The 19,365-nt window shown below is 65.3% G+C and carries 18 protein-coding genes; 5 read left to right on the top strand and 13 right to left on the bottom strand.

The window, feature by feature from the left end:
• Positions 1 to 58: 58 nt before the first annotated feature.
• Together aceE and FFY45_RS13485 are read right to left on the bottom strand one after the other, a co-directional pair.
• The gene (gene aceE, locus FFY45_RS13480; protein ID WP_176340817.1) at positions 59 to 2,746 is read right to left on the bottom strand and encodes a pyruvate dehydrogenase (acetyl-transferring), homodimeric type; all 2,688 of its coding nucleotides are present in this window, start codon (positions 2,744 to 2,746) and stop codon (positions 59 to 61) included.
• A gap of 361 nt (positions 2,747 to 3,107) precedes the next feature.
• Positions 3,108 to 4,109 (bottom strand): arabinogalactan endo-1,4-beta-galactosidase, encoded by a 1,002-nt coding sequence (locus FFY45_RS13485; protein ID WP_176340818.1) that lies wholly within the window; start codon positions 4,107 to 4,109, stop codon positions 3,108 to 3,110.
• Positions 4,110 to 4,460: 351 nt separating this feature from the next.
• Here FFY45_RS13485 and FFY45_RS13490 point away from each other — a divergent pair, with 351 nt between their 5' ends.
• The gene (locus tag FFY45_RS13490) at positions 4,461 to 4,664 is read left to right on the top strand and encodes a hypothetical protein (RefSeq protein ID WP_176340819.1); all 204 of its coding nucleotides are present in this window, start codon (positions 4,461 to 4,463) and stop codon (positions 4,662 to 4,664) included.
• 68 nt (positions 4,665 to 4,732) lie between these two features.
• Here FFY45_RS13490 and FFY45_RS13495 read toward each other — a convergent pair whose 3' ends face one another.
• Both FFY45_RS13495 and FFY45_RS13500 read right to left on the bottom strand, forming a co-directional pair.
• Positions 4,733 to 6,055: an XVIPCD domain-containing protein gene (locus FFY45_RS13495; RefSeq protein WP_176340820.1), complete on the bottom strand. Its 1,323-nt coding sequence runs from the start codon at positions 6,053 to 6,055 to the stop codon at positions 4,733 to 4,735.
• Positions 6,052 to 6,651 carry a hypothetical protein gene (locus FFY45_RS13500; protein WP_176340821.1) on the bottom strand — a complete coding sequence of 200 codons (600 nt, stop codon included), beginning with the start codon at positions 6,649 to 6,651 and terminating at the stop codon, positions 6,052 to 6,054. Before FFY45_RS13500 ends, FFY45_RS13495 begins: the two co-directional genes overlap by 4 nt.
• Before the next feature lie 283 nt (positions 6,652 to 6,934).
• Between FFY45_RS13500 and FFY45_RS13505 the strand changes: the two genes are divergently transcribed.
• The 4 genes from FFY45_RS13505 (at position 6,935) to FFY45_RS13520 (ending at position 10,448) form a co-directional block, all read left to right on the top strand.
• The gene (locus FFY45_RS13505; protein WP_217902576.1) at positions 6,935 to 8,887 is read left to right on the top strand and encodes a SpoIIE family protein phosphatase; all 1,953 of its coding nucleotides are present in this window, start codon (positions 6,935 to 6,937) and stop codon (positions 8,885 to 8,887) included.
• Complete coding sequence (locus FFY45_RS13510) at positions 8,884 to 9,315, top strand: ATP-binding protein (RefSeq protein WP_023905273.1); 432 nt, start codon at positions 8,884 to 8,886, stop codon at positions 9,313 to 9,315. Before FFY45_RS13505 ends, FFY45_RS13510 begins: the two co-directional genes overlap by 4 nt.
• Complete coding sequence (locus FFY45_RS13515; protein WP_006452511.1) at positions 9,312 to 9,731, top strand: STAS domain-containing protein; 420 nt, start codon at positions 9,312 to 9,314, stop codon at positions 9,729 to 9,731. Before FFY45_RS13510 ends, FFY45_RS13515 begins: the two co-directional genes overlap by 4 nt.
• A 93-nt stretch (positions 9,732 to 9,824) precedes the next feature.
• Positions 9,825 to 10,448, top strand: a complete 624-nt coding sequence (locus FFY45_RS13520) for an HAD-IA family hydrolase (protein ID WP_176340823.1) — start codon at positions 9,825 to 9,827, stop codon at positions 10,446 to 10,448.
• 181 nt (positions 10,449 to 10,629) lie between these two features.
• Here FFY45_RS13520 and FFY45_RS13525 read toward each other — a convergent pair whose 3' ends face one another.
• From FFY45_RS13525 to mdcA, 9 genes are all read right to left on the bottom strand, one after another.
• Entirely contained in the window at positions 10,630 to 11,349 is a 720-nt protein-coding gene (locus FFY45_RS13525) for a GntR family transcriptional regulator (RefSeq protein WP_176340824.1), read from the bottom strand.
• Positions 11,350 to 11,428: 79 nt separating this feature from the next.
• Complete coding sequence (locus tag FFY45_RS13530; RefSeq protein WP_023905270.1) at positions 11,429 to 12,784, bottom strand: SLC13 family permease; 1,356 nt, start codon at positions 12,782 to 12,784, stop codon at positions 11,429 to 11,431.
• A 158-nt stretch (positions 12,785 to 12,942) separates the two neighbouring features.
• Positions 12,943 to 13,863, bottom strand: coding sequence for a malonate decarboxylase subunit epsilon (mdcH, locus tag FFY45_RS13535; protein ID WP_176340825.1), 921 nt, complete (start codon positions 13,861 to 13,863; stop codon positions 12,943 to 12,945).
• On the bottom strand, positions 13,860 to 14,684 hold the full coding sequence (gene mdcB, locus FFY45_RS13540) for a triphosphoribosyl-dephospho-CoA synthase MdcB (protein ID WP_176340871.1): 825 nt from the start codon (positions 14,682 to 14,684) through the stop codon (positions 13,860 to 13,862). Before mdcB ends, mdcH begins: the two co-directional genes overlap by 4 nt.
• Positions 14,685 to 14,791: 107 nt before the next feature.
• Positions 14,792 to 15,436, bottom strand: coding sequence for a malonate decarboxylase holo-[acyl-carrier-protein] synthase (gene mdcG / locus FFY45_RS13545; RefSeq protein WP_176340826.1), 645 nt, complete (start codon positions 15,434 to 15,436; stop codon positions 14,792 to 14,794).
• A gap of 2 nt (positions 15,437 to 15,438) precedes the next feature.
• A complete protein-coding gene (gene mdcE, locus FFY45_RS13550) occupies positions 15,439 to 16,143 on the bottom strand; it encodes a biotin-independent malonate decarboxylase subunit gamma (protein ID WP_176340827.1) in 705 nt (234 codons plus the stop codon).
• Positions 16,134 to 17,036, bottom strand: coding sequence for a biotin-independent malonate decarboxylase subunit beta (locus tag FFY45_RS13555; protein WP_176340872.1), 903 nt, complete (start codon positions 17,034 to 17,036; stop codon positions 16,134 to 16,136). Before FFY45_RS13555 ends, mdcE begins: the two co-directional genes overlap by 10 nt.
• A gap of 234 nt (positions 17,037 to 17,270) precedes the next feature.
• The gene (gene mdcC, locus FFY45_RS13560) at positions 17,271 to 17,588 is read right to left on the bottom strand and encodes a malonate decarboxylase acyl carrier protein (RefSeq protein ID WP_104551694.1); all 318 of its coding nucleotides are present in this window, start codon (positions 17,586 to 17,588) and stop codon (positions 17,271 to 17,273) included.
• 9 nt (positions 17,589 to 17,597) lie between these two features.
• The gene (gene mdcA, locus FFY45_RS13565; protein WP_176340828.1) at positions 17,598 to 19,244 is read right to left on the bottom strand and encodes a malonate decarboxylase subunit alpha; all 1,647 of its coding nucleotides are present in this window, start codon (positions 19,242 to 19,244) and stop codon (positions 17,598 to 17,600) included.
• Positions 19,245 to 19,365 lie beyond the last annotated feature (121 nt).

The following is a 19,365-nucleotide window of genomic DNA, read 5'->3' on the forward strand; positions in this document are numbered from 1 at the left end:
AAGACGAAAGGGGCAGCAGCCGCTACCCCCGAGTTTTTCGCTCATTTCGTAAGTAACATCAAACCCCTACAGGATTCGCCTTCTCAGGATCAATCTTGTACTGCTTGATCGCCCGGGCCACATCCTTGCCGGTCATCTTGCCATCCTTCGCCAGCGCGGCTATCGCCGCGTGCGCGATGTAGTAACGGTCGACCTCGAAGAAGCGACGCAGGTTCGCACGCGTGTCCGAACGACCGAACCCATCCGTGCCGAGCACGCTGTAGGTCATCGGGACGAAGGCGCGGATCTGGTCGGCGAACAGGCGCACGTAGTCCGTTGCGGCGATCGCTGGGCCTTGGCGGCCTTCCAGCAGCTGGGTGACGTAGGGCTTGCGCTGTTCGGCTTCCGGGTGCAGGCGGTTCCAGCGTTCCACGGCGTAGCCGTCGCGGCGCACTTCGTTGAGGCTGGGGCAGGACCAGATGTCGGCGGTGACGCCGAAGTCCTTGTCCAGCAGCTCGGCCGCGGCAATGGCCTCGCGCAGGATGGTGCCGCTGCCCAGCAGCTGCACGCGCAGCTCGCCCTTCTTGGGCTTGCCGGCGTCCTTCAGCAGGTACATGCCCTTGATGATGCCCTCGGCTGCGCCGTCCGGCATGCCGGGGTGGGCGTAGTTCTCGTTCATCAGGGTGATGTAGTAGTACTCGTCGATCTGGTCTTCCATCATCGCCTTCATGCCGTGCTGCATGATGACGGTGACTTCGAAGCCGAAGGTCGGGTCGTAGCTACGCACGTTGGGGATGGAGCCGGCGATGACCTGGCTGAAGCCGTCTTCGTGCTGCAGGCCTTCGCCATTGAGCGTGGTGCGGCCGGCAGTACCACCGAGCAGGAAGCCACGCGTGCGCATGTCCGCTGCCTGCCAGGCGATGTCGCCCACGCGCTGGAAGCCGAACATGGAGTAGTAGATGTAGAACGGCAGCATCGGCACATCCGACACCGAGTAGCTGGTGCCGGCGGCCATCCACGAGGCGATGGCGCCCGGCTCGCTGATGCCCTGCTGCAGCACCTGGCCGGTCTGGTCTTCGCGGTAGTACATCAGCTGGTCGGCATCGACCGGCTTGTACTTCTGGCCGAACGGGGCATAGATGCCGATCTGGCGGAACATGCCTTCCATACCGAAGGTGCGCGCCTCATCGGCCACGATCGGCACGATGCGCGGGCCCAGTTCCTTGTCGCGCAGGGCGATGTTGAGGCTCTGCACGAAGGACATGGTGGTGGAATAGCTGCGCTCGCCGCTGTCCTTGAGCAGGCGCTCGAACTTGTCGAGCGTGGGCGCGACGAAGGACTTGCTGGCCTTGGGACGGCGCGAGGGCAGGAAGCCGCCCAGCACGTTGCGGCGGTCCTTGAGGTACTGCACTTCCGGGGAGTCTTCGCCGGGGTGGTAGAACGGCACCTGGCCGTCTTCCAGCTGGGCGTCGGTCACCGGAATGTTGAAGCGGTCGCGGAAGTGCTTGACCGCCGCATCGTCCAGCTTCTTGGTCTGGTGGGTGGGGTTGAGCGCTTCACCGGCCGAACCCATGCCGTAGCCCTTGACCGTCTTGGCCAGGATCACGGTGGGCATGCCCTTGGTGTTCACGGCCTGGTTGTAGGCGGCGTACACCTTGTGCGGGTCGTGGCCGCCACGGTTGAGGCGCCAGATATCGTCGTCGGACAGGCCGGCGACCATGGCCGCGGTCTCCGGGTACTTGCCGAAGAAGTTGGCGCGCGTGTAGGCGCCGCCGAAGGCCTTGCAGTTCTGGTATTCGCCGTCGACGGTTTCCATCATCAGCTTCTTGAGGACGCCGTCGGTGTCCTTGGCCAGCAGGGCGTCCCAGTAGCCGCCCCAGAGCAGCTTGATGACGTTCCAGCCGCCGCCACGGAACACGCCTTCCAGTTCCTGGATGATCTTGCCGTTGCCGCGCACCGGGCCGTCCAGGCGCTGCAGGTTGCAGTTGACCACGAAGATGAGGTTGTCCAGGCCTTCGCGGCCGGCCAGCGCGATGGCGCCGAGGGTTTCTGGCTCGTCGCTCTCGCCGTCGCCGATGAAGCACCACACCTTGCGGTCGGACTTCTCGATCAGGCCGCGGTTTTCCAGGTAGCGCATGAACTGCGCCTGGTAGATGGCGGCCAGCGGGCCCAGGCCCATCGACACGGTGGGGGTCTGCCAGAACTCGGGCATCAGCCACGGGTGCGGGTAGGAGGAGATGCCCTGGCCGTCCACTTCCATGCGGAAGTTGTCCAGCTGGGCTTCGCTGATGCGGCCTTCGAGGAAGGCGCGGGCGTAGATGCCCGGGGCGCTATGGCCCTGGATGAACAGCAAGTCGCCCGGGTGGGTGTCCGAGGGCGCGCGCCAGAAGTGGTTGAAGCCCACGTCGTAGAGCGTGGCGCTGGAGGCGAACGAGGCGATGTGGCCGCCCAGGTCGCCGGGCTTGCGGTTGGCCCGCACGACGGTGGCCATGGCGTTCCAGCGGATGATCGAGCGGATCTTCCACTCCAGCGCGGAGTCGCCGGGGTTCTTGGCCTCGTTGGCCGGTGCGATGGTGTTGACGTACTCGGTGGTGGGCGAGAACGGCAGGTAAGCGCCGGCGCGGCGGGTCTGTTCGACCATGCCTTCCAGCAGCTGATGGGCGCGCTCAGGACCTTCTACATCGATGACGGCCTTGATCGATTCGAGCCACTCCTGCGTCTCAAGCGGGTTCGGATCGTTGTGCAGCACTTCGTTCAACCAGTTCATTAGCGCTCCCGGGGGGACACACCCCGCGGGTGTGTCGACATCGTGAATTCGTGAACCCCCAAGTGTACCGCACGCACCTGTTGGCATTCCTCGCTACGGGTGCGTATGGAATGGGATGGTGTTGTGCGGTGAATGCGTTGGTGGCGGATGCCACGCATGCGGCCGCTGCCGGTGTACGACCAAAGGATAAGGGCCGCTGGCGGCCGATTGCCGAACGCCAGTGCCCGGCTCGGCGCGGAATGGGCCGATGTGCATGCACCGTAGGAGCGCACCTGGGCGCGAGGGGCGTTACCGGTAAGGCCCGTCGCGCCCGGGTGCGCTCCTACGGGGGCGGTCGATGGTGCCCGGTTGCGTGCCCCGGTCAAAACGCCTGCAGCGCCTCAGTCAGTTGGCCATTGTTGTTGACCGCGCCCATGGTGTAGCCCTGCCAGCCGGGGTAGGCGTTGGGCTCCCAATAGAACACGCCGAGCACACGCGAGCCGATGGCGTTGCTGCGGCTGAGCAGGTTGGTGAGCATGGCGCGGGTGGTGGCGGCCTGCTGCCAGTCCATGCCGACCTCGGCCACGATCACGTCGCTGCCGTAGCGCGAGATCATGTCGCGCATGTTGGTGTCCAGGCGGTTGTTGTAGTCCTGCCAGCTGCCCACCGGTGGGTAGTGCGACATGCCGATGACGTCCCACTTGCCGCCGGCCGAGCGCAGGTTGTCGAAGAACCAGCGGAAGTTGGCGTTGTCGTAGCCGTTGGCCAGATGCACGATGACCTTGGCGTTGGGGTACACCGCCTTGGTGGCGTTGTAGCCGCTGTTGATGAACTGGCCCAGGTTGGCGAAGTTGGGCGTCTTGCCCTCGTTCCACAGCATGCCGCTGTTGATCTCGTTGCCCACCTGCACCCAGCTGACGGTGATGCCGTTGTCCTTGAGGTATTTGAGGATGCCCTGGGTGTGGCTATAGACGTCGGTGTTGAGTTGGGCGACGGAGTGGCCCGCCCAGGCGGCCGGCTTGTTCTGCTTGCCGGGGTCGGCCCAGCTGTCGCTGTAGTGGAAGTCGATCATGATGCGCATGCCCTGCGCGGCGGCGCGCTTGGCCTTGTCCAGGGTGTCGCGGCCATCGTTCCAGCCGCCGGACGGGTTGACCCACACGCGCAGGCGCACTGCGTTGCCGCCCACATCCTTGAACAGCTTGATGAAGTCGGTGGTGTTGCCGGAGGCATCGCGAAACACCTGCGGCGGGTTGGCTGCGGCCTGCTGGTTGAGCCAGCTGACATCGGCGCCCTTGGCGATGCCTTGCGCGCCTGCGCCGGCGCTGACGAAGCCCAGCAGCAGCACCAACAGCAAGCGGCTATAGCCCTTACGAAACATGCTCATGAAACCCTCTCCCTTGATCGATGGATGTCGCGCCACGCGGCGCCTTGCCTGATCCCCCTGAATCTCGATGCGTGCTGTGCGGCGATGCGGGCAATGCCGCGACAGCCACGCACGCTGCGAAACGGTGGCGATTCAAACACGGCACTGCAACGCGGTTGCACTCGCTATAGGTGCTGGGCGATTGCGGCATAGTTCGCGGCAGAAAAAACCTTGCGCCAGCGAACTGGCACTGTTTTCACCAGCGCGATGTTGTGCGGGTGCAACAGAAAAACGGCGCGGTACTGCGCGAGGCTTCTGATGCTGGCGCTCTGTCGCCGCAACGGCACGCATGGCCGACTGTCTGCGACCGCAATGGACCTGGGCCTGATCAGATACGGCAAAGCGCTACAGGCCTGCCGGCAATTGGGCACGCTGCTGGAAGCCCAACTCCTGATGCCCTGCGTGTTCGGCGCACTCAACGAACTCTCGCTGGAGGATCGCAGCGATCCAACAAAAAAACGCCGGGCAAGCCGGCGTTTTTGGTGCAACGTGCGATGGAAGCAGTTGGCAGGCTGACGTGGCACTGCGTCACGGAGGCTGGTTGAGCGAATAAACACCACCGGGCCGCGAACGCATGCCCGCACTCAACTCATCGCGCGTGCGCCCTGCTGCTGTTGCTGGGTCTGCGACTGCTGCTGTTCCAATGCCACCGACTGGCGTGCGGCGTTTTCTGCAACGCGCTGGCTGCTCTGTTCCAGCGGGGTGTTGATGGCGGTCATCGTCTCGACGCTGACGCGCAGTTGCGCCGGATCGTCGGCACGGCCCTGCACGGCGAAGGTGCGCGCGGCATCGGGGCTCATCACCACTTCGTCGATGCGCTTGCCGCCGATGGCATGCATTTCCGATGCGAGCGAACCGGACAACTGGGCGCTTTGCTGGTCGGGTGTGCGCCCTGCGCGCGCGTCCTGCGCATGCACGCCACGCTGTGCATCCTGAAACAAGGCATTGCCCACGTGACCCGGCTGATCGATGCGGAGCGAGGTGTGGTCGTTGCCGTGCTCGCGCGCGTCGCGCTTTGCGGGTTCGCCCGGTGCGAGCGGGCCGCGGATGGCGTCCACCGCGTCCTGGCCAAGGCCGCGCGCGCTGCGCGTCAGGATGGTGGTGCCGGTGCGCAGCCCATCCACATCGTTGCGGTATTCGTCGATCATCCGCGCGTTCTTTTCAGCCAGCGGACGCGCGTTGGGATCGGTGAGCGCTGAGTGCTCGCCCAGGAAGTTGCCCAGCTTGTGCGCGCCCAGCGAGCTGCCGGCCGCCACCAGCGGGTAGTCCGGGATCAGGAAGTTGGCCTTGCTGTTGCTGTAGCCGGCGCCATTCAACGTGGTGATTTCATCCGGCTTGGCATAGATACGCACCTGCCCGAAATGCGGCGAGGCGGCACTGACCGGATCGGACGCCATGACGTGGTTGATCACGCTGTTGCCGCCTTCCGGGATGCGGTAGCTCAGGCTGGCTGCACCGTACGAGTTGAAGGTTTCGCCCTTGAGGTCGTAGTGGTGCGCGGAGACCTGTGCGAGCGCGCCGCCGAGGGAGTGGCCGGTGACGGTGACTTCGGGTGCGTGACCGGTTCGCTTTCCCGCAATTTCCGCATAATCGAGCGCGTGTTTGGTCAATGCCAGCGCATCAGCTGCTTGCGGATTGGTCCGCGAGGTGACCATCGCCGCGTCGGTGAGAATGTCCTTGGCCGCGCCTTCGGTACCCCGATGCGCAACCACGATTTCGCCACTGCCTTCGCGGCGGTAAATCGTGCCCTGGTAGCCATTGGACTTGTTGTTGACGTGTTCGAGAACGGCGTAACGCTGCCCCTCAACCGTAACAATCTCTTCCTGCCCCGGCGCACGCCGACCTACCGCGCGATCCTTGTAGGCGTCTTCAGACAAGCCCGCGTATTGGGGCGATGGAATGCTCATGGCGCAACTTCCTTGGCAGCCAGTGTGATGGTGAAGAGATTGTCGCGGATCTCAGGCTTGAATTTGTCAGGAGTCAGTTCGCCCACATCAGGGAAGTCGTCCATTCCTGAGTTCGGATAACCCTCTCTCCAGTAGTACTTCGTCTGCGGCTGCTGCGCAGTCACCGTCTTGCCTTCGATAAACGACAAAAAGCGCGTCTCTTCTTCGGCACCGGTGGCCTTGAGCAGCACGCTGGCACCGCTGAATTCCCAATGGCAGACGCCGCGGCCGTAATAGTCCTCGTCCTGCATCAGGTCCAGATAGACAGTGCCGCGGTACTCGGTGTCGGAGATCTTCTTGAGCGCGAAGTCTTCCTGGCTGGTGATGCGCCCGGCGGTACCGGTGTCGGCCTGGATCTTGCCGCATTCGGCTTCGTTGCTGACGTCGTATTGCGCCGCACCCTGGACCAGGCCGAAGGTACCGGGCGCCTTGTCGAGGGTGAGCGTGACCTCGAAGGCCTTGCGCGGGCTGGGATTCAATTTGGCAAGGCCGCGACCGCCCGCCTCCACGTCGGCTTCTGCAGTGGCCTCGGTTGCGGGGGATGTGGTCTGGGTCATGCTGGTCTCCGGGGCGTTACAGGCCGTAAGCAAAAGGGCCAGCAGGCTCGGTGTGAGAATCAGGCGCAAGGCCGGCCTCCATGGCGATAAGGGGGCTCAATCTAGTCCGCTTGAGCCGGTGGGGTCAATTTACGGCAGCTGACGTGAGGCAGTTGTTGCCCGCCGGAAAGCTGCCATGATTCGACCTGTCCGCTAGGGGGAGCGCGTTATCGCCACGGGGTTCACATCGCCAGCCGACAACGTGGCCGTCACCCCGCGCGTGCACTGGCGGCGCAGCCTGCGCATGCGCGTGTTGCTGGCCGCCACCGCAGTGCTGGTACTGCTGCTGGCGGTCCTGGGCACGGTGTTTTACCTGGGCGCCCGTGCCGAATTGGTGGAAGCGGCGCGCACCGAAGTGGATGGCTTGACCGAGCAGACCGCGCGCAGCCTGGCGGCGATGCTGGATTCAGTGCAGGTGAGCGGCCGCACATTGGCGGCCAGCAGCGGTGCGGTGGGGCTGCAGCCGTTCAATCTGCGTGCGTTGCTGCTGGCCACGCTCAGTGGCGACCCGGATATCGGCGCGGCGCGTTTGATCATCGAACCGCGCACGCAAAAAGCCGGCGATACCGGGTTTGTCTGGTACGTGCATCGCGATGGCACGCGCGTGCTGGAAAAATCGGTGCAGGACCTGGGATACGATTACCGCGCGATGCCGTGGTATCTGCGCACCCAGCGCGAAGGGCGCGCGTGGTGGTCCGAGCCGTATATCAACACCAATGGCGGCAGCGAGTTGTACACCAGTTACAACCTGCCACTGCGCCGGCCGGGCGATGCCGTGGATGCGGCGCCGGTGGGCATGGTGAGCGTGGATCTGCCGCTGCAACATCTGCGCGAGATCATCGACCAGTTGCCGCACGACATCAGCATCCGGCCGATGCTGTTGTCGCCGGAGGGGATGGTGATGTTCAGCCCCGACCCTGCGCTCAATCTGCATGACACGCTCGCTACCTACGTGGCGCGTTCGCGCCCGGATCTGGCACCGCTGCAGCGTGCAGTGGCGGCGGGCCAGCCGATCTCGTTCTCGCACACCGCGCCAGATGGCGAGCGCTTTCTGACCCATAGCGCGGCGGTGGGGCGCAGCGGCTGGACCTTTGTGCTGTCCGCATCGGAAAACTACGTGCTGGCCGGCCTGAATTGGCTGGCCGCATGGGTGGCGTTGGCGGCATTGCTGGGCGCGGCGGTGTGGTGGTGGTTGATGGGGCGGATCACCCGCACCTTGACGCGGCCGATCGAGGAATTGACCGATACCGCCGAGCATTTTCGCCGTGGCGAATTCGAGTACCCGCTGCGGCATATCGAACGCGATGACGAAGTGGGCGTGATGGCGCGTGCGTTCGACAGTGCACGCGGTGCGATCCGCGACCATATCGCGCAGATCGGCGAGATGACCTCTGCGCGCGAACGCATGTACAGCGAGCTGCAGATTGCGCGCGAGATCCAGCAGGCGATGCTGCCGTCCGGGCGCACCTTCGACCGCGCCAACTCGCATCTGGAAACCTGCGCCTGGCTGGAACCGGCCAAGGCGGTGGGCGGCGATTTCTACCACTTCATCGAGACCGAGCCGGGGCTGTTGTGGTTTGTGGTGGGCGATGTCTCCGACAAGGGCGTGCCGGCCGCCTTGTTCATGGCGCGCGCGGTGAGCGTGCTGGAAATCGCCGCGCGCCGGCACACGCGCCCGGACGCCATCCTGATCGCCGCCTCCACGCGGCTGGCCGAGAACAACGAGCCGTGCATGTTCGCCACGGTGCTGTGCGGGGTGATCAATGTGGTGAGCGGCGAATACTGGCTGGCCAGCGCCGGGCACGAGCCGCCGCTGTTGATCGACCTGGATGGCACGGTGCGGCCGTTGCCGTTGGAAACCGGTGCGCCGCTGGGCATCGAGCCGCAGCTGGCGTACCCGGTGCTGCAGGGCCGCATGAGCGCCGGGCAGACCCTGCTGGGTTATACCGATGGCGTGACCGAGGCGATGGACGAATACGGCGCCAGCTACGGGCTGGAGCGGCTGCTGGCCGCGCTGCATCCGCGCCGTAGCGCGGCGGCACAGTGCAAGGCGGTCATCGACGACATCGCCGGGTTCACCGGCCAGGCCGATGCGTACGACGACATCACGCTGCTGGCGATCCGGCTGCGCCAGGAGCATGCTGAGCCGGTGGCAGACGCTGGCCGGGACGGTCCCGGAAAGGCAACGACCGGATGAAGCTCGAACTGGCCATCGCGCCGTCGCTGGCCCAACTGGCCGGCGCCAACGACGCGCTGGAAGACTCGCTGATGCGCGAAGGCCTGCACGAAGCGCGCATCGGCCAGGTGCGGCTGATCGTGGAAGAACTCGGCTGCAACGCGCTCACCCACGGCCAATGCGCCGAACAGCCCTTACGCCTGCAGCTGCAGCTGGACGCGCAGGCGCTGGTACTGGAGCTGAGCGACCCGGGCAGCGCTTTCGACCCGCGTGCGCTGCCGGAACTGGAGCTGGACGCCGCGCTCGACGATCGGCCGATCGGCGGATTGGGGTTGTTTTTGGTGCATCAGTTCGCCGATCACATCGACTACCGTCGCGATGGTGCATATAACGTCGTGCGTATCACCTTGCTGCATCCGTACGCCCCTGTCCCCGAGGCACTGCCATGACCACGCTCGCCATCCAGATCGACCCGCCGCAAGACACCCGTCAACGCGTGATCCTGACCGGGCGCCTGGACTCCCACACCTACCAGGACCTGGATGCGGCGCTGTCGCCACTGCTGGGCACCAGCATCGTCACCCTGGTGCTGGACCTGACCGCGCTGGAATACATTTCCAGCGCCGGCATCCGCAGCATCTTCAAGGTGCGCAAGGCGCTGGCGACCCATCAGGGCAAGCTGCTGGTGACCAACCCGCAGCCGCAGATCCGCAAGGTCTTCGACATGGTCAAGGCGGTGCCGCTGAGCGATGTGTTCGCCTCCACCGAAGAGCTGGATGCGTATCTGTCCGCGATGCAGCGCAAGGTCATCGAACAGCACGCCGACGGCGACAACCCGATCCTGCCGCACTTCGCCGAAGTGTAAGCGGCATCGCCTACGCGTACATGTAGTGACGTGTGTGCGTATGGCACGGCAGCGGCATTGGTTAGGCTAAGACGCCCTGATACTTGCGTTGCAATGCCCGCACTGATCATTTTCGATTTCGACGGCACCCTGGCCGACTCGTTCGGTTTCTTTTTGAGCACGCAGCGCGTGCTGGCCGAGCGGCACGGTTTCCGTGCGGCACAAGCGCACGAGGTGGAGGATGCTCGCCGGCTGAGTACGCGGGAGCTGTTAAAAGCCTCCGGGCTGCGTGCCTGGCGCGTGCCGCTGGTGGCCGCCGACTTTATCCGCCTGATGCGCGCCGCCCCGCCAATGGCGTTGTTTGCCGGCATTGCCGACGTAGTGGAGACGCTGCATGCCAGCGGCACGCGCCTGGCGGTGGTGTCGTCCAACTCGGTGGAGAATGTGCAACGCGCCTTGGGTAAGGACTTGAGCGCGAAGTTCGCAGTGATCGACGGTGGTGCGCATCTGCTGGGCAAGCAACGCGCCTTGCGTCGTGTACTGCGCGCCACCGGGTATGGCGCGACGCAGGCGGTGTATGTGGGCGACCAGGTTGCCGACTGGGAAGCGGCGCAAGTGGTGGGGTTGCCGTTTGCTGCGGTGGCGTGGGGCTATGCGCACCCGGAGGTGTTTACCGGGTTGGCTGGGACGCAGTTGATTGAACGTGTGGATGGGTTGCTCGGGTTGGGTGTGCGGTAGCCCGGTCTTTCAAAGGCTGGGATTTGGGATTTGGGATTCGCAAGAGCAAGAGCTTCCCGCCGCTACGTGCGGACGTACCCTCATCCGCTCTTCGGGCACCTTCTCCCGGTGGGAGAAGGGTAGGAGCGTCAGGTGCACCTGGGGTCAAGCCAGCTGCTTTAAGCGGTTCGCCACGGCGGCTCTACACCCCGCCGACCCGCGGCAAGGGTGCCGGCACATTCAACATGCCGCCCGCTGCCACATACGCCGCCAAGGCCTGCCCCTGACTCAACAGGTGCCCGTGCATCGTGCGTTCTGCGCCCTCGGCATCGCCGCGCCGTACGCACTCCATCAATGCGCGATGCTCGGCCAGCGACTGCGCCATGCGTCCCGGCGTCAACAGCTGACGGCCGCGATGCATCTTGAGGATACGGTGCAGATCGTGGGTGACCCGGATCAACCACGGATTACCGGCGTACTGCTGCACGGTTTCATGAATCAGATAATTGTTACGGTAGTACTCGGCCAGGTCGCCAGCGGTGGCAGCGGCTTCCATCGCCGCGTGCAGGTCTTCCAGGCGTTGCACGCCGGCCGCGTCGATGCGCTTGACCGCATCGTGGGCGCAGCGGCCTTCGAGCATGGCCATCACCGGGAACAGCTGATTGAGGTCTTCCAGCGTCAACCGCGTGACCCGGCTGCCGCGGCCGGCGTCCAGTTGCACCAGGCCTTCGGCGGCGAGCAGCTTGAGGCTTTCGCGCAGCGGAGTGCGGCTGATGCCGAGTTCTTCGGCCAGGGCCGGCTCGTCGATCCACTCGCCCGGTGGCAACGCGTAGTCGTAGATCTTCTGGCGCAGGCGCTCGGCCACTTCCTCGTACAGCGGTACGCGCTTTTTGGCGGTGCGCGAATCAGGGGCGAGGGTCATGGCGGGCAGGTCGTTAGCGTCGGAGCAGGGCCGCCCATTCTACGGGGGCGCCCCACTCCGCCGCTGTGCGCATGCCGGCTCACAGCCAGCCCGGCACCACGAACAGCAGCCACGCGGTCAGTGGCCCCAACAACACCACCAGCCCGCTGTAGACCAGGAAGCGGCGGAACAGCGCGTCGCGCTCCTCTTTCGCGGCCGAAGCCACCACCAGCGCGCCATTGGTGGAGAACGGGCTGACATCGACGATGGTGGAAGACACCGCGAGCGCGCAGATCACCCCGGCCGCACCCAGCTGACCCTGCATCAGGAACGGCACCGCCAGCGGAATGGTGGCGCCCAGCACGGCTGCGGACGATGCGAACGCGGACACGATGCCGCCGACATAACAGACCAGCAGCGCGCCCAACAACGGCATGCCGATATGCGAGACGCCGGTGCCGATGTAGTCCACCGCGCCGGCTTTTTCCAGCACTGCGACGTAGGTGACCACGCCGCTGATCAACAACACCGTGGACCAGCTGATGCCATCCACCGCACCCTTCTGCGCGCTGGGCGAGATCAATGCGAGGACGACAGCAACGGTGATCGACACCAGACCGACATTGAGGTTGTAGATCAGCGCCGCGACACCCAGACCCAGCAAGCCCACCAACGTAATCAAGCGATCGCGGGTGATGGCGACAGCCTCCAGCGCCAGCGGATTGGTCGACAGCGTGCCGCCGCCAGCGGCGACCAAGGAGCCATGCCCTTCGATCGCGAACGGCCGCTTGGAGGCTTGATCGTCGGCCACCGCCACGTATTGCGCATCGGCCAGCGAGACCTCCTGCCGACGCATCAGCTTGAGCCCACCAAACGCGCAGAAGCAGATGATCGCCATCATCAGGTTGAAACCCAGGCTGGTGAGAAACACCGCCATCTCGGTGACGTCCAGCCCGGCCTTTTCGACCACCTTGTTGGTGATGCCGCCGTACACGCTGATCGGCGAAAACCCGCCGCCCTGTGCGCCATGGATCACCAGAAGGCCCATCATCAACGGGTTGATGCGGTACTGCTTGGCAAAGCGCAATGCCACCGGGCCGATGATGGCCACTGCCGCCGGCCCCAGCGCACCGAATGCAGTCAGCAACCCGGTAATGACGAACATCACCCAGGGAATCGCCACGATGCGCCCGCGCACCGCGCGCACCGCCCAATGCACCAGCAGATCGATGGTGCCGTTCTTCTGCGCGATGGCGAACAGATAGGTGATGCCGACCAGGGTCAGGAACAGGTCGCCTGGAAAGCCGGCCAGCACCTCCTTGCCGTCCAGCCCCACCCACACGCCGCCGATGATGAAGGCCAGCGCGAAGGCCACCGCGCCCATGTTGATGGGCAATGCGGTGGCGACGATGAACATGATCACCAAGCCAAGAATCGTTGCAATTTGCGGGGTCATGCGCCCTCCCAGACACCTGATACGCGTACAGCACGGATGGCCACCCGCCACCCAAGGGTCACGCCCTGTCAGACACCAGGAGCGGCCGACAGCACCGATGCGCAGCTGCCAGGCGGTTGCCTGCTCGCTACGCGTTGCTGGCCTCTCCTAGCGTTACCTCATGCAGCGCGCTCGCACGCGGCATTGACCCACTCGACAACACCTAAGGTGCTGTTGAATTCGTCCACCGACCGCGCCTCGCAGTCCGGCAATACCTCCCGCGCCATGCGCGCCAATGCGCTGCCTGGCCCCAGTTCGAGAAACACGCGTGCGCCGCGCTCTGCGGCCTGCACCAGCACGTCGTACCAGTGCACGGTCTGCGCAATCTGTGCGGCCAGCGTGTCGATCACCAAGGCCTGCGTGGTGACTGCACGTGCATCGATACCGGCCAGCACGCGCAGCTTTGGCGCAGTGATTTCTGCGTTTTTCAATGCGATGGCGAATGCGTCGGCGGCCGCACGCAACCACGTCGTATGCGCGGGCACGCTGACCGGCAGCAGCGTGATGCGCGCGCCTTGCGCCTGCGCAGCTTCGCCGAGTGCCTGCAGCGCAGCGTGCGGGCCACCGAGCACGGCATGGTCGTCGCCGTTGATGATGGCCAGTGCCGCACCATGGGTCTGGCATAGCGTTTCGAGCGCGCGCAATGGCAGGCCGACCACCGCCATCAACCCGGCATTGTCCGGGCTGGCCGCGTCCATCAGGCGTGCGCGGGTCGCGGCCAGCTGCAGGCAGGTTTCACTGTCCATGCTGCCAGCCACCGCATGCGCGGCGAGCTCGCCGACGCTGTAGCCGAGTACCAGCAACGGCGTGGGCAGCTGCTCACGCACCAGCTGCCATTGCGCCAGCGTGCCGGCACACACCAGTGGTTGTGCGATGGCATTGGCGTAACGGCTTTGGTCTGCGGCCAGCGTTTGCGCAGATGCACCGAGCAGCTTGGTCGCGGCAGCGAGCACGCTGGCCGCCGCGGGTGTATCGGCGACACGCGCAAACATTTTCGCGTGTTGGCCGCCTTGGCCCGGGCAGAGCACGGCGAGCGTCATGCGCGTTCCTGCAGATGCAGAAACCAGGCGCAGGCCAGCAGATCGGCGCTGCCGCCCGGGCTTAGACGCCGGGCGACGAATTGCTCGCCAATGGAGTTCAAACAATCACGCCACTGCGGTTGTGCGATGCCGCCGTCGGCGAGGAAGGCACGTGCTTCCACTTTTGCGTAGGCCAGCCCTTCCTGCCCACCACGATGCAGCAGATTCAGATCGTCCACTTCAGCAACCAACTGCATCAGCGTCTGCGCCAACGCCGCTTCCCGCGTGGCGCCGCTGAGCAACGCAGCGCGCAGGCACGGCAGCGCGACTTCACGTAACAGCGGGTAGCCAGTTGCGGCCTGCTCGCGCACACCGCTGACCTGATACTGCGCACGCATACGCTGACCATTGCTGTGCGGATTCAGCGGCGCAGCCTGCAATGCAGCGCGCCACAACTGCACCGCGTTGCAGACCGCTTCACCAGTTGGGCAGCGCCTGTGCGCGACACGCAAGCGCGCCGCCTGCGCAGTGAGCAGGCCGAGGCTGAAAATCGCACCGCGATGGGTATTGATGCCGCCGGTGGCGCGCAGCATCGCCACTTCGGCATCGATACCGAGTTGACGCAGGCGTGCGAACGGCGCGTTGTCGATGCCGGCTTGCGCAATCGCGACAAAGTAGCCGCGCAACGCGAACAGGCTGCGCAGAAAGGTGGCCGCGTCCATATCGGTGTGGCTACCGGTATCGAACGGGGTAACCAGGCCAGGCTTTGGTGCGCAGGCCAGTTCTGCGTGCAAGGCAAGCACTGCAAGGCGGCCGAGTCGGTGCGCCAGTGGACTTGCCATGCCGCTGGTGAGACGCGATGCGCCCTGCAGCGATGCACGATGTTGAATATCGCCATGCATACATGCGGTCTCGGCCTTGGCATCGGCAACATCTTTCGCCAGCGCACTCATGCCGCGCTCCATACAGGAAACAACGCGGTGCGCGACGCCATCCGGCAGCCATGATTGGATTTCACCAGCACCTGCTGCGCGCTGCCGGCATATTCGCGCCAGTTCACGGCGGTGCCGTCGTCGGCCAGCAGTAATTCGCCATCGGCACGCAGGCCATGGCGTTGTTCCCAGCGCTGCAGCAATGTAACCACCGCATGCGCCTGTTCGGGTGTTTCGATCGACCACAACAGGTCCAGATCCGAGTGCGCATGCACATACGCAAGCCCGGTCAGTGCCTGCCATGCAAAGCTGCCGAACACGCGCGGCTGCAATGCATTGGCCCGGGTCTGCGTCAGCAAGGCCTGCAATGCCGGCTGCATATCCCTGGGCGTGTGGGCGATCACGTCGTCCAACAGCAGCGGTGCGGTGCTGCGTGCGATATCGACACTGCTGGCGCTCAACGCAAGACGCTGCTTGCCTTCGCTCGGCGGCAATGGCACGCCGAGCCGCAGTGTGCCGGGTGCTTCGCTGCCGTCGCCACGCGCCACCACCGCCGGCAAACCCGCCGCAAACCACTGCTGCAGCCGCGGGTGCGCACCCGGCGTCAACGCCTGCCAGCGCGCATCGGGATGCAACCACACCAGTGCGTGGCGGCCTAGCATGCTCAGGCCTCGCCGGCTGCCACGGCAGCGGCGACATCGCGCGCCAACGTGCGGCCGCCACGCTGCGCGCCGAGTGCACGACGCTGATCGCCATCGCTAGGCATGGCCAATGCATCGAGCAGCGCCTGCGCCAGATCGCCCTTCCACAACGACTCCACCGCGCCCATGCGCACATAATTTTCCACACCCGGCGCGAACACCGGCGAGCTCTTGCTCAGCGCCTGCAAGGTGTCCACCGATTGCTTGGTCACACGTGCCATGGCACGCAGATCCATCACGCGGATCTGTGCATCGGGCAAGGCGTGGATATGGTCGGCCATCAAGCCGAACGAGAGAAAGCCGCCGCTGACCGATTCGCCATACACCAACGTGACAAGGCGCGCACCGCGCCTACGTGCAAGATCCAGCGAACGTGCCAGATGCGCGAAATAGCCGTTGATGCCGAGCAGTTCATCGCGGCGCGCGAGCCGTTGCCCGGCGGTGTCGGCCAGCATCACGATCGGCCGCTGCGGATGTGCACGGGTGCTCGCCAACACGGTGGCGGCCAACGCCAGTGCGTGGTCCACGCCGACCTCCAATTTATTGGCGGTGCCGATCACGGTGACCTCGCCCGCAGCGGTCATCGCGTTGCCGGTGAGCACATCGTCGTTGCGTGCGATGGCGTGACCGAGCGGAAACAGCTGATCCAGCAGTTGGCTCAGTTCCATGGAATGCTCCGGTCGGCAGTGGCAGCGAGGAAGGCCTCGGTGTCCAGCAACGGCAGGCGCTGCGCATCGACGATGCCTTGGCGCTGCCAGATATCCAGACCATCGCGGCAATCGCCGTAAGCCTCGATGCGCTTGGACAACTGCTGCTGCGCCAGTTCCAGTGCCTGCAGTGCGGCCTCGCCTTCCGGCTCGGCAAGTGTGTCCAGCGCATGGGCAGCCGCCTCGGCGAATGCGGCGATGCGGTCGGCCACCAAGGTCTGCGCTTCGCCGAGCAGATAGCGGTGCTTGCCGCCGGTGACGCGCCACACCAGCGCGCGATCGCGGGCGTCGAACTCTTCCACGCCGCGCACGGTCTCGATCACGTCCGGGCCGGATAGCGACAGGCGGCCTTCTTCGGACATGATCACCGCGCTGCAACAGCGCGCCACGATGCCCATGCCGCCGAAGGCGCCATTGCCGCTGCCGATCAAGGCCAGCACCGGCACGCCGGCAGCGCGCGCGCCCAAGGTGGCGCGCATGATCTCGGAGATGGCGATCAGGCCGGCATTGGCTTCGTGCAGGCGTACGCCGCCGGTGTCGAGCAGCAACAGCACCGCATCCGGCTGCGTTTTTGCGGCGCGTTCGAGCAGGCCGGTGAGCTTGGCGCCATGCACCTCGCCGACGCCACCGCCCATGAAGGCGCCTTGCTGCGCGGCGATCAATACGTTGTGCCCGCGCAGCGTGCCTTCGCCGACCACGATGCCGTCATCGAACGCGCCGGGGGTGTCGAGCTGGGCCAGATGCGGGCTGATCAAACGACGACGTGGACCGACGAATTCGCGGAAGCTACCGGCGTCCAGCAAGCCGTCGATACGCTCGCGCGCATCGGCTTCGTAATAGCTGCGCTCGGCCATGTGGATGGTGGTGCTCATACGTATCTCCCGACGACATGCGTAGGAGCGCACTTGTGCGCGACCGGGGCGTTACCGAGAAAGCTTGTCGCGCTCAGGCGCGCTCCTACGAGATGAGTGGTGGTGCTCATGTGCGGCTCCCGATGGCTCGCGTAGGAGCGCACCTGGGCGCGACTGAGGCGTCACCGGGAACGCCCGTCGCGCCCGGGTGCGCTCCTACGGGGTGAAAGGGGCGGCTCATGCGTCGGCTCCCTGCAGGACATCCATCGCCTGCTCCAAGCGCAGGCTCACCACCGCCGGCGTGGCACCGACATCGTTGATGCTGATGCGCACATCGCGCAGCGGGTGGCGCGCGGCAAAATCGTCCAGCACCGCTTGCCAGATCGCGCCGAATCCGCGTGCGGCGGTGAGGATCTCGATCTCCATCGCGCCATCGAGCGGCACGCGCTCGACCAGCACTTCCAGATTGCCGGAGGCCACCACGCCGACCAGCGCATGTTCCAGCCCGGCGCGCGCGCCATGCTGGCCATCGAAGCGATACCGCAGGGTTTCCATGCTGTGCCCCTACCAATTGCGAAAACGTTTCGGCGGGTCGTACAACCCACCGGACCAGCGCACCAGATCCTTGACCGTGCGCGCAGCGAGCAGGTCGCGCGTGGCATCGCGTGGCCGAATCCCCAGGTCTTCCGGCCGCTTGATGACACCGCGATCGCGCAGGTTTTCGACCGCGCGCTTGTCGCGGCCCAGGCCGACGGCGGTGTAACCGGACACGCCGCGAATCGCCTGCTCGCGCTCTTCCGGCGTGCGGCACAACAGCAGGTTGGCGATGCCTTCCTCGGTCAGCACGTGGCTGACGTCGTCGCCGTAAATCATCACCGGCGGCAGCGGCATGTTAGCGCGCTCGGCCAGTTCCCAGGCATCGAGCTTATCGACGAAGGCCGGCGCCATGTGCTCGCGGAAGGTTTCCACCATCTGCACCACCAGCTTGCGTCCGCGCGGCATCTCGCCCGGTCGTGCAGCCTCGCGCCCGGCCTTGAGCCAGGCGTCGCTGGCATGGCGGCGGCCGCGTGCATCCGAGCCCATATTGGGCGCGCCGCCGAACCCGGCGATACGGTCGCGCGTAGCGGTGGAACTATTGCCCTGCAGATCGATCTGCAGGGTGGAGCCGATGAACATGTCGCAGGCGTACAAACCAGCGGTCTGCGACAACGCGCGATTGGAGCGCATGCCACCGTCGGCACCGGTAAAGAATATGTCCGGGCGCGCGGCGATGTACTGCTCCATGCCCAGTTCCGAGCCGAACGAATGCACCGATTCGACGAAGCCCGATTCGATTGCCGGAATCAGCGCCGGATGCGGATTGAGCGCCCAATGCCGGCAGATCTTGCCCTTCAGCCCGAGTGATTCGGCGTAGGTGGGCAACAGCAATTCGATCGCGGCGGTATCGAAGCCGATGCCATGGTTGAGCCGGTTGACACCGTATTCGGCGTAGATGCCCTTGATCGCCATCATCGCCATCAACACCTGGATCTCGGAGATCTGTGCCGGGTCGCGGGTGAACAGCGGTTCGATATGGTTGGGCTTGGGCGCCTGCGTGACGAAGTCCACCCAGTCGGCGGGAATATCCACGCGCGGCAGCGTGTCGACGATCTCGTTGACCTGCGCAATCACGATGCCGCCCTTGAATGCAGTGGCCTCCACGATCACCGGCGTGTCTTCGGTATTCGGGCCGGTGTAGAGATTGCCGTGGCGGTCGGCGGCCTGCGCGGTGACCAGCGCAATGCGCGGGGTCAGGTCGATGAAGTAGCGGCCAAATAATTCCAGATAAGTGTGGATGGCGCCGATCTCGATGCGGCCCTCGCCGACCAGCCCGGCCAGGCGCGCGGGCTGCGGGCCGGAGAACGAGAAATCCAGCCGCTTGGCGATGCCGCGCTCGAACACGTCCAGATGCGCGGGCAGCGACAACACCGATTGCACCATGTGCAGGTCGTGCACGCGTGCCGGGTCCACTTCGGTAAGGCAGCGCGCCAGGAAATCCGCCTGCTTCTGGTTGTTGCCTTCCAGGCAGACGCGGTCGCCGGGCTCGATCACCGCTTCCAGCAGCGCCACCACATCGCTGGCCGCCACCACACGCCCCTGCGGCGCAAGCGGGGCGGCGCGCTGTAAGCGCTGGCGCCGGCTCTCGGCCTGGGTGTCCCACTGTCGACTCATGCGGCTGCCTCATCGGGCCAGGCCCGTAATGTCGGAGTAATTACATCGTAATTATAGAATTCGGCATTGTCTAGTCGCGGCGAAGCATGGTTCGGGGTTGGTCGGCCTTAGTGTCGATCGG

Origin of the sequence: Xanthomonas hortorum, assembly GCF_011305375.1 — a bacterium.
GTDB classification, from domain to species: domain Bacteria; phylum Pseudomonadota; class Gammaproteobacteria; order Xanthomonadales; family Xanthomonadaceae; genus Xanthomonas; species Xanthomonas hortorum_E.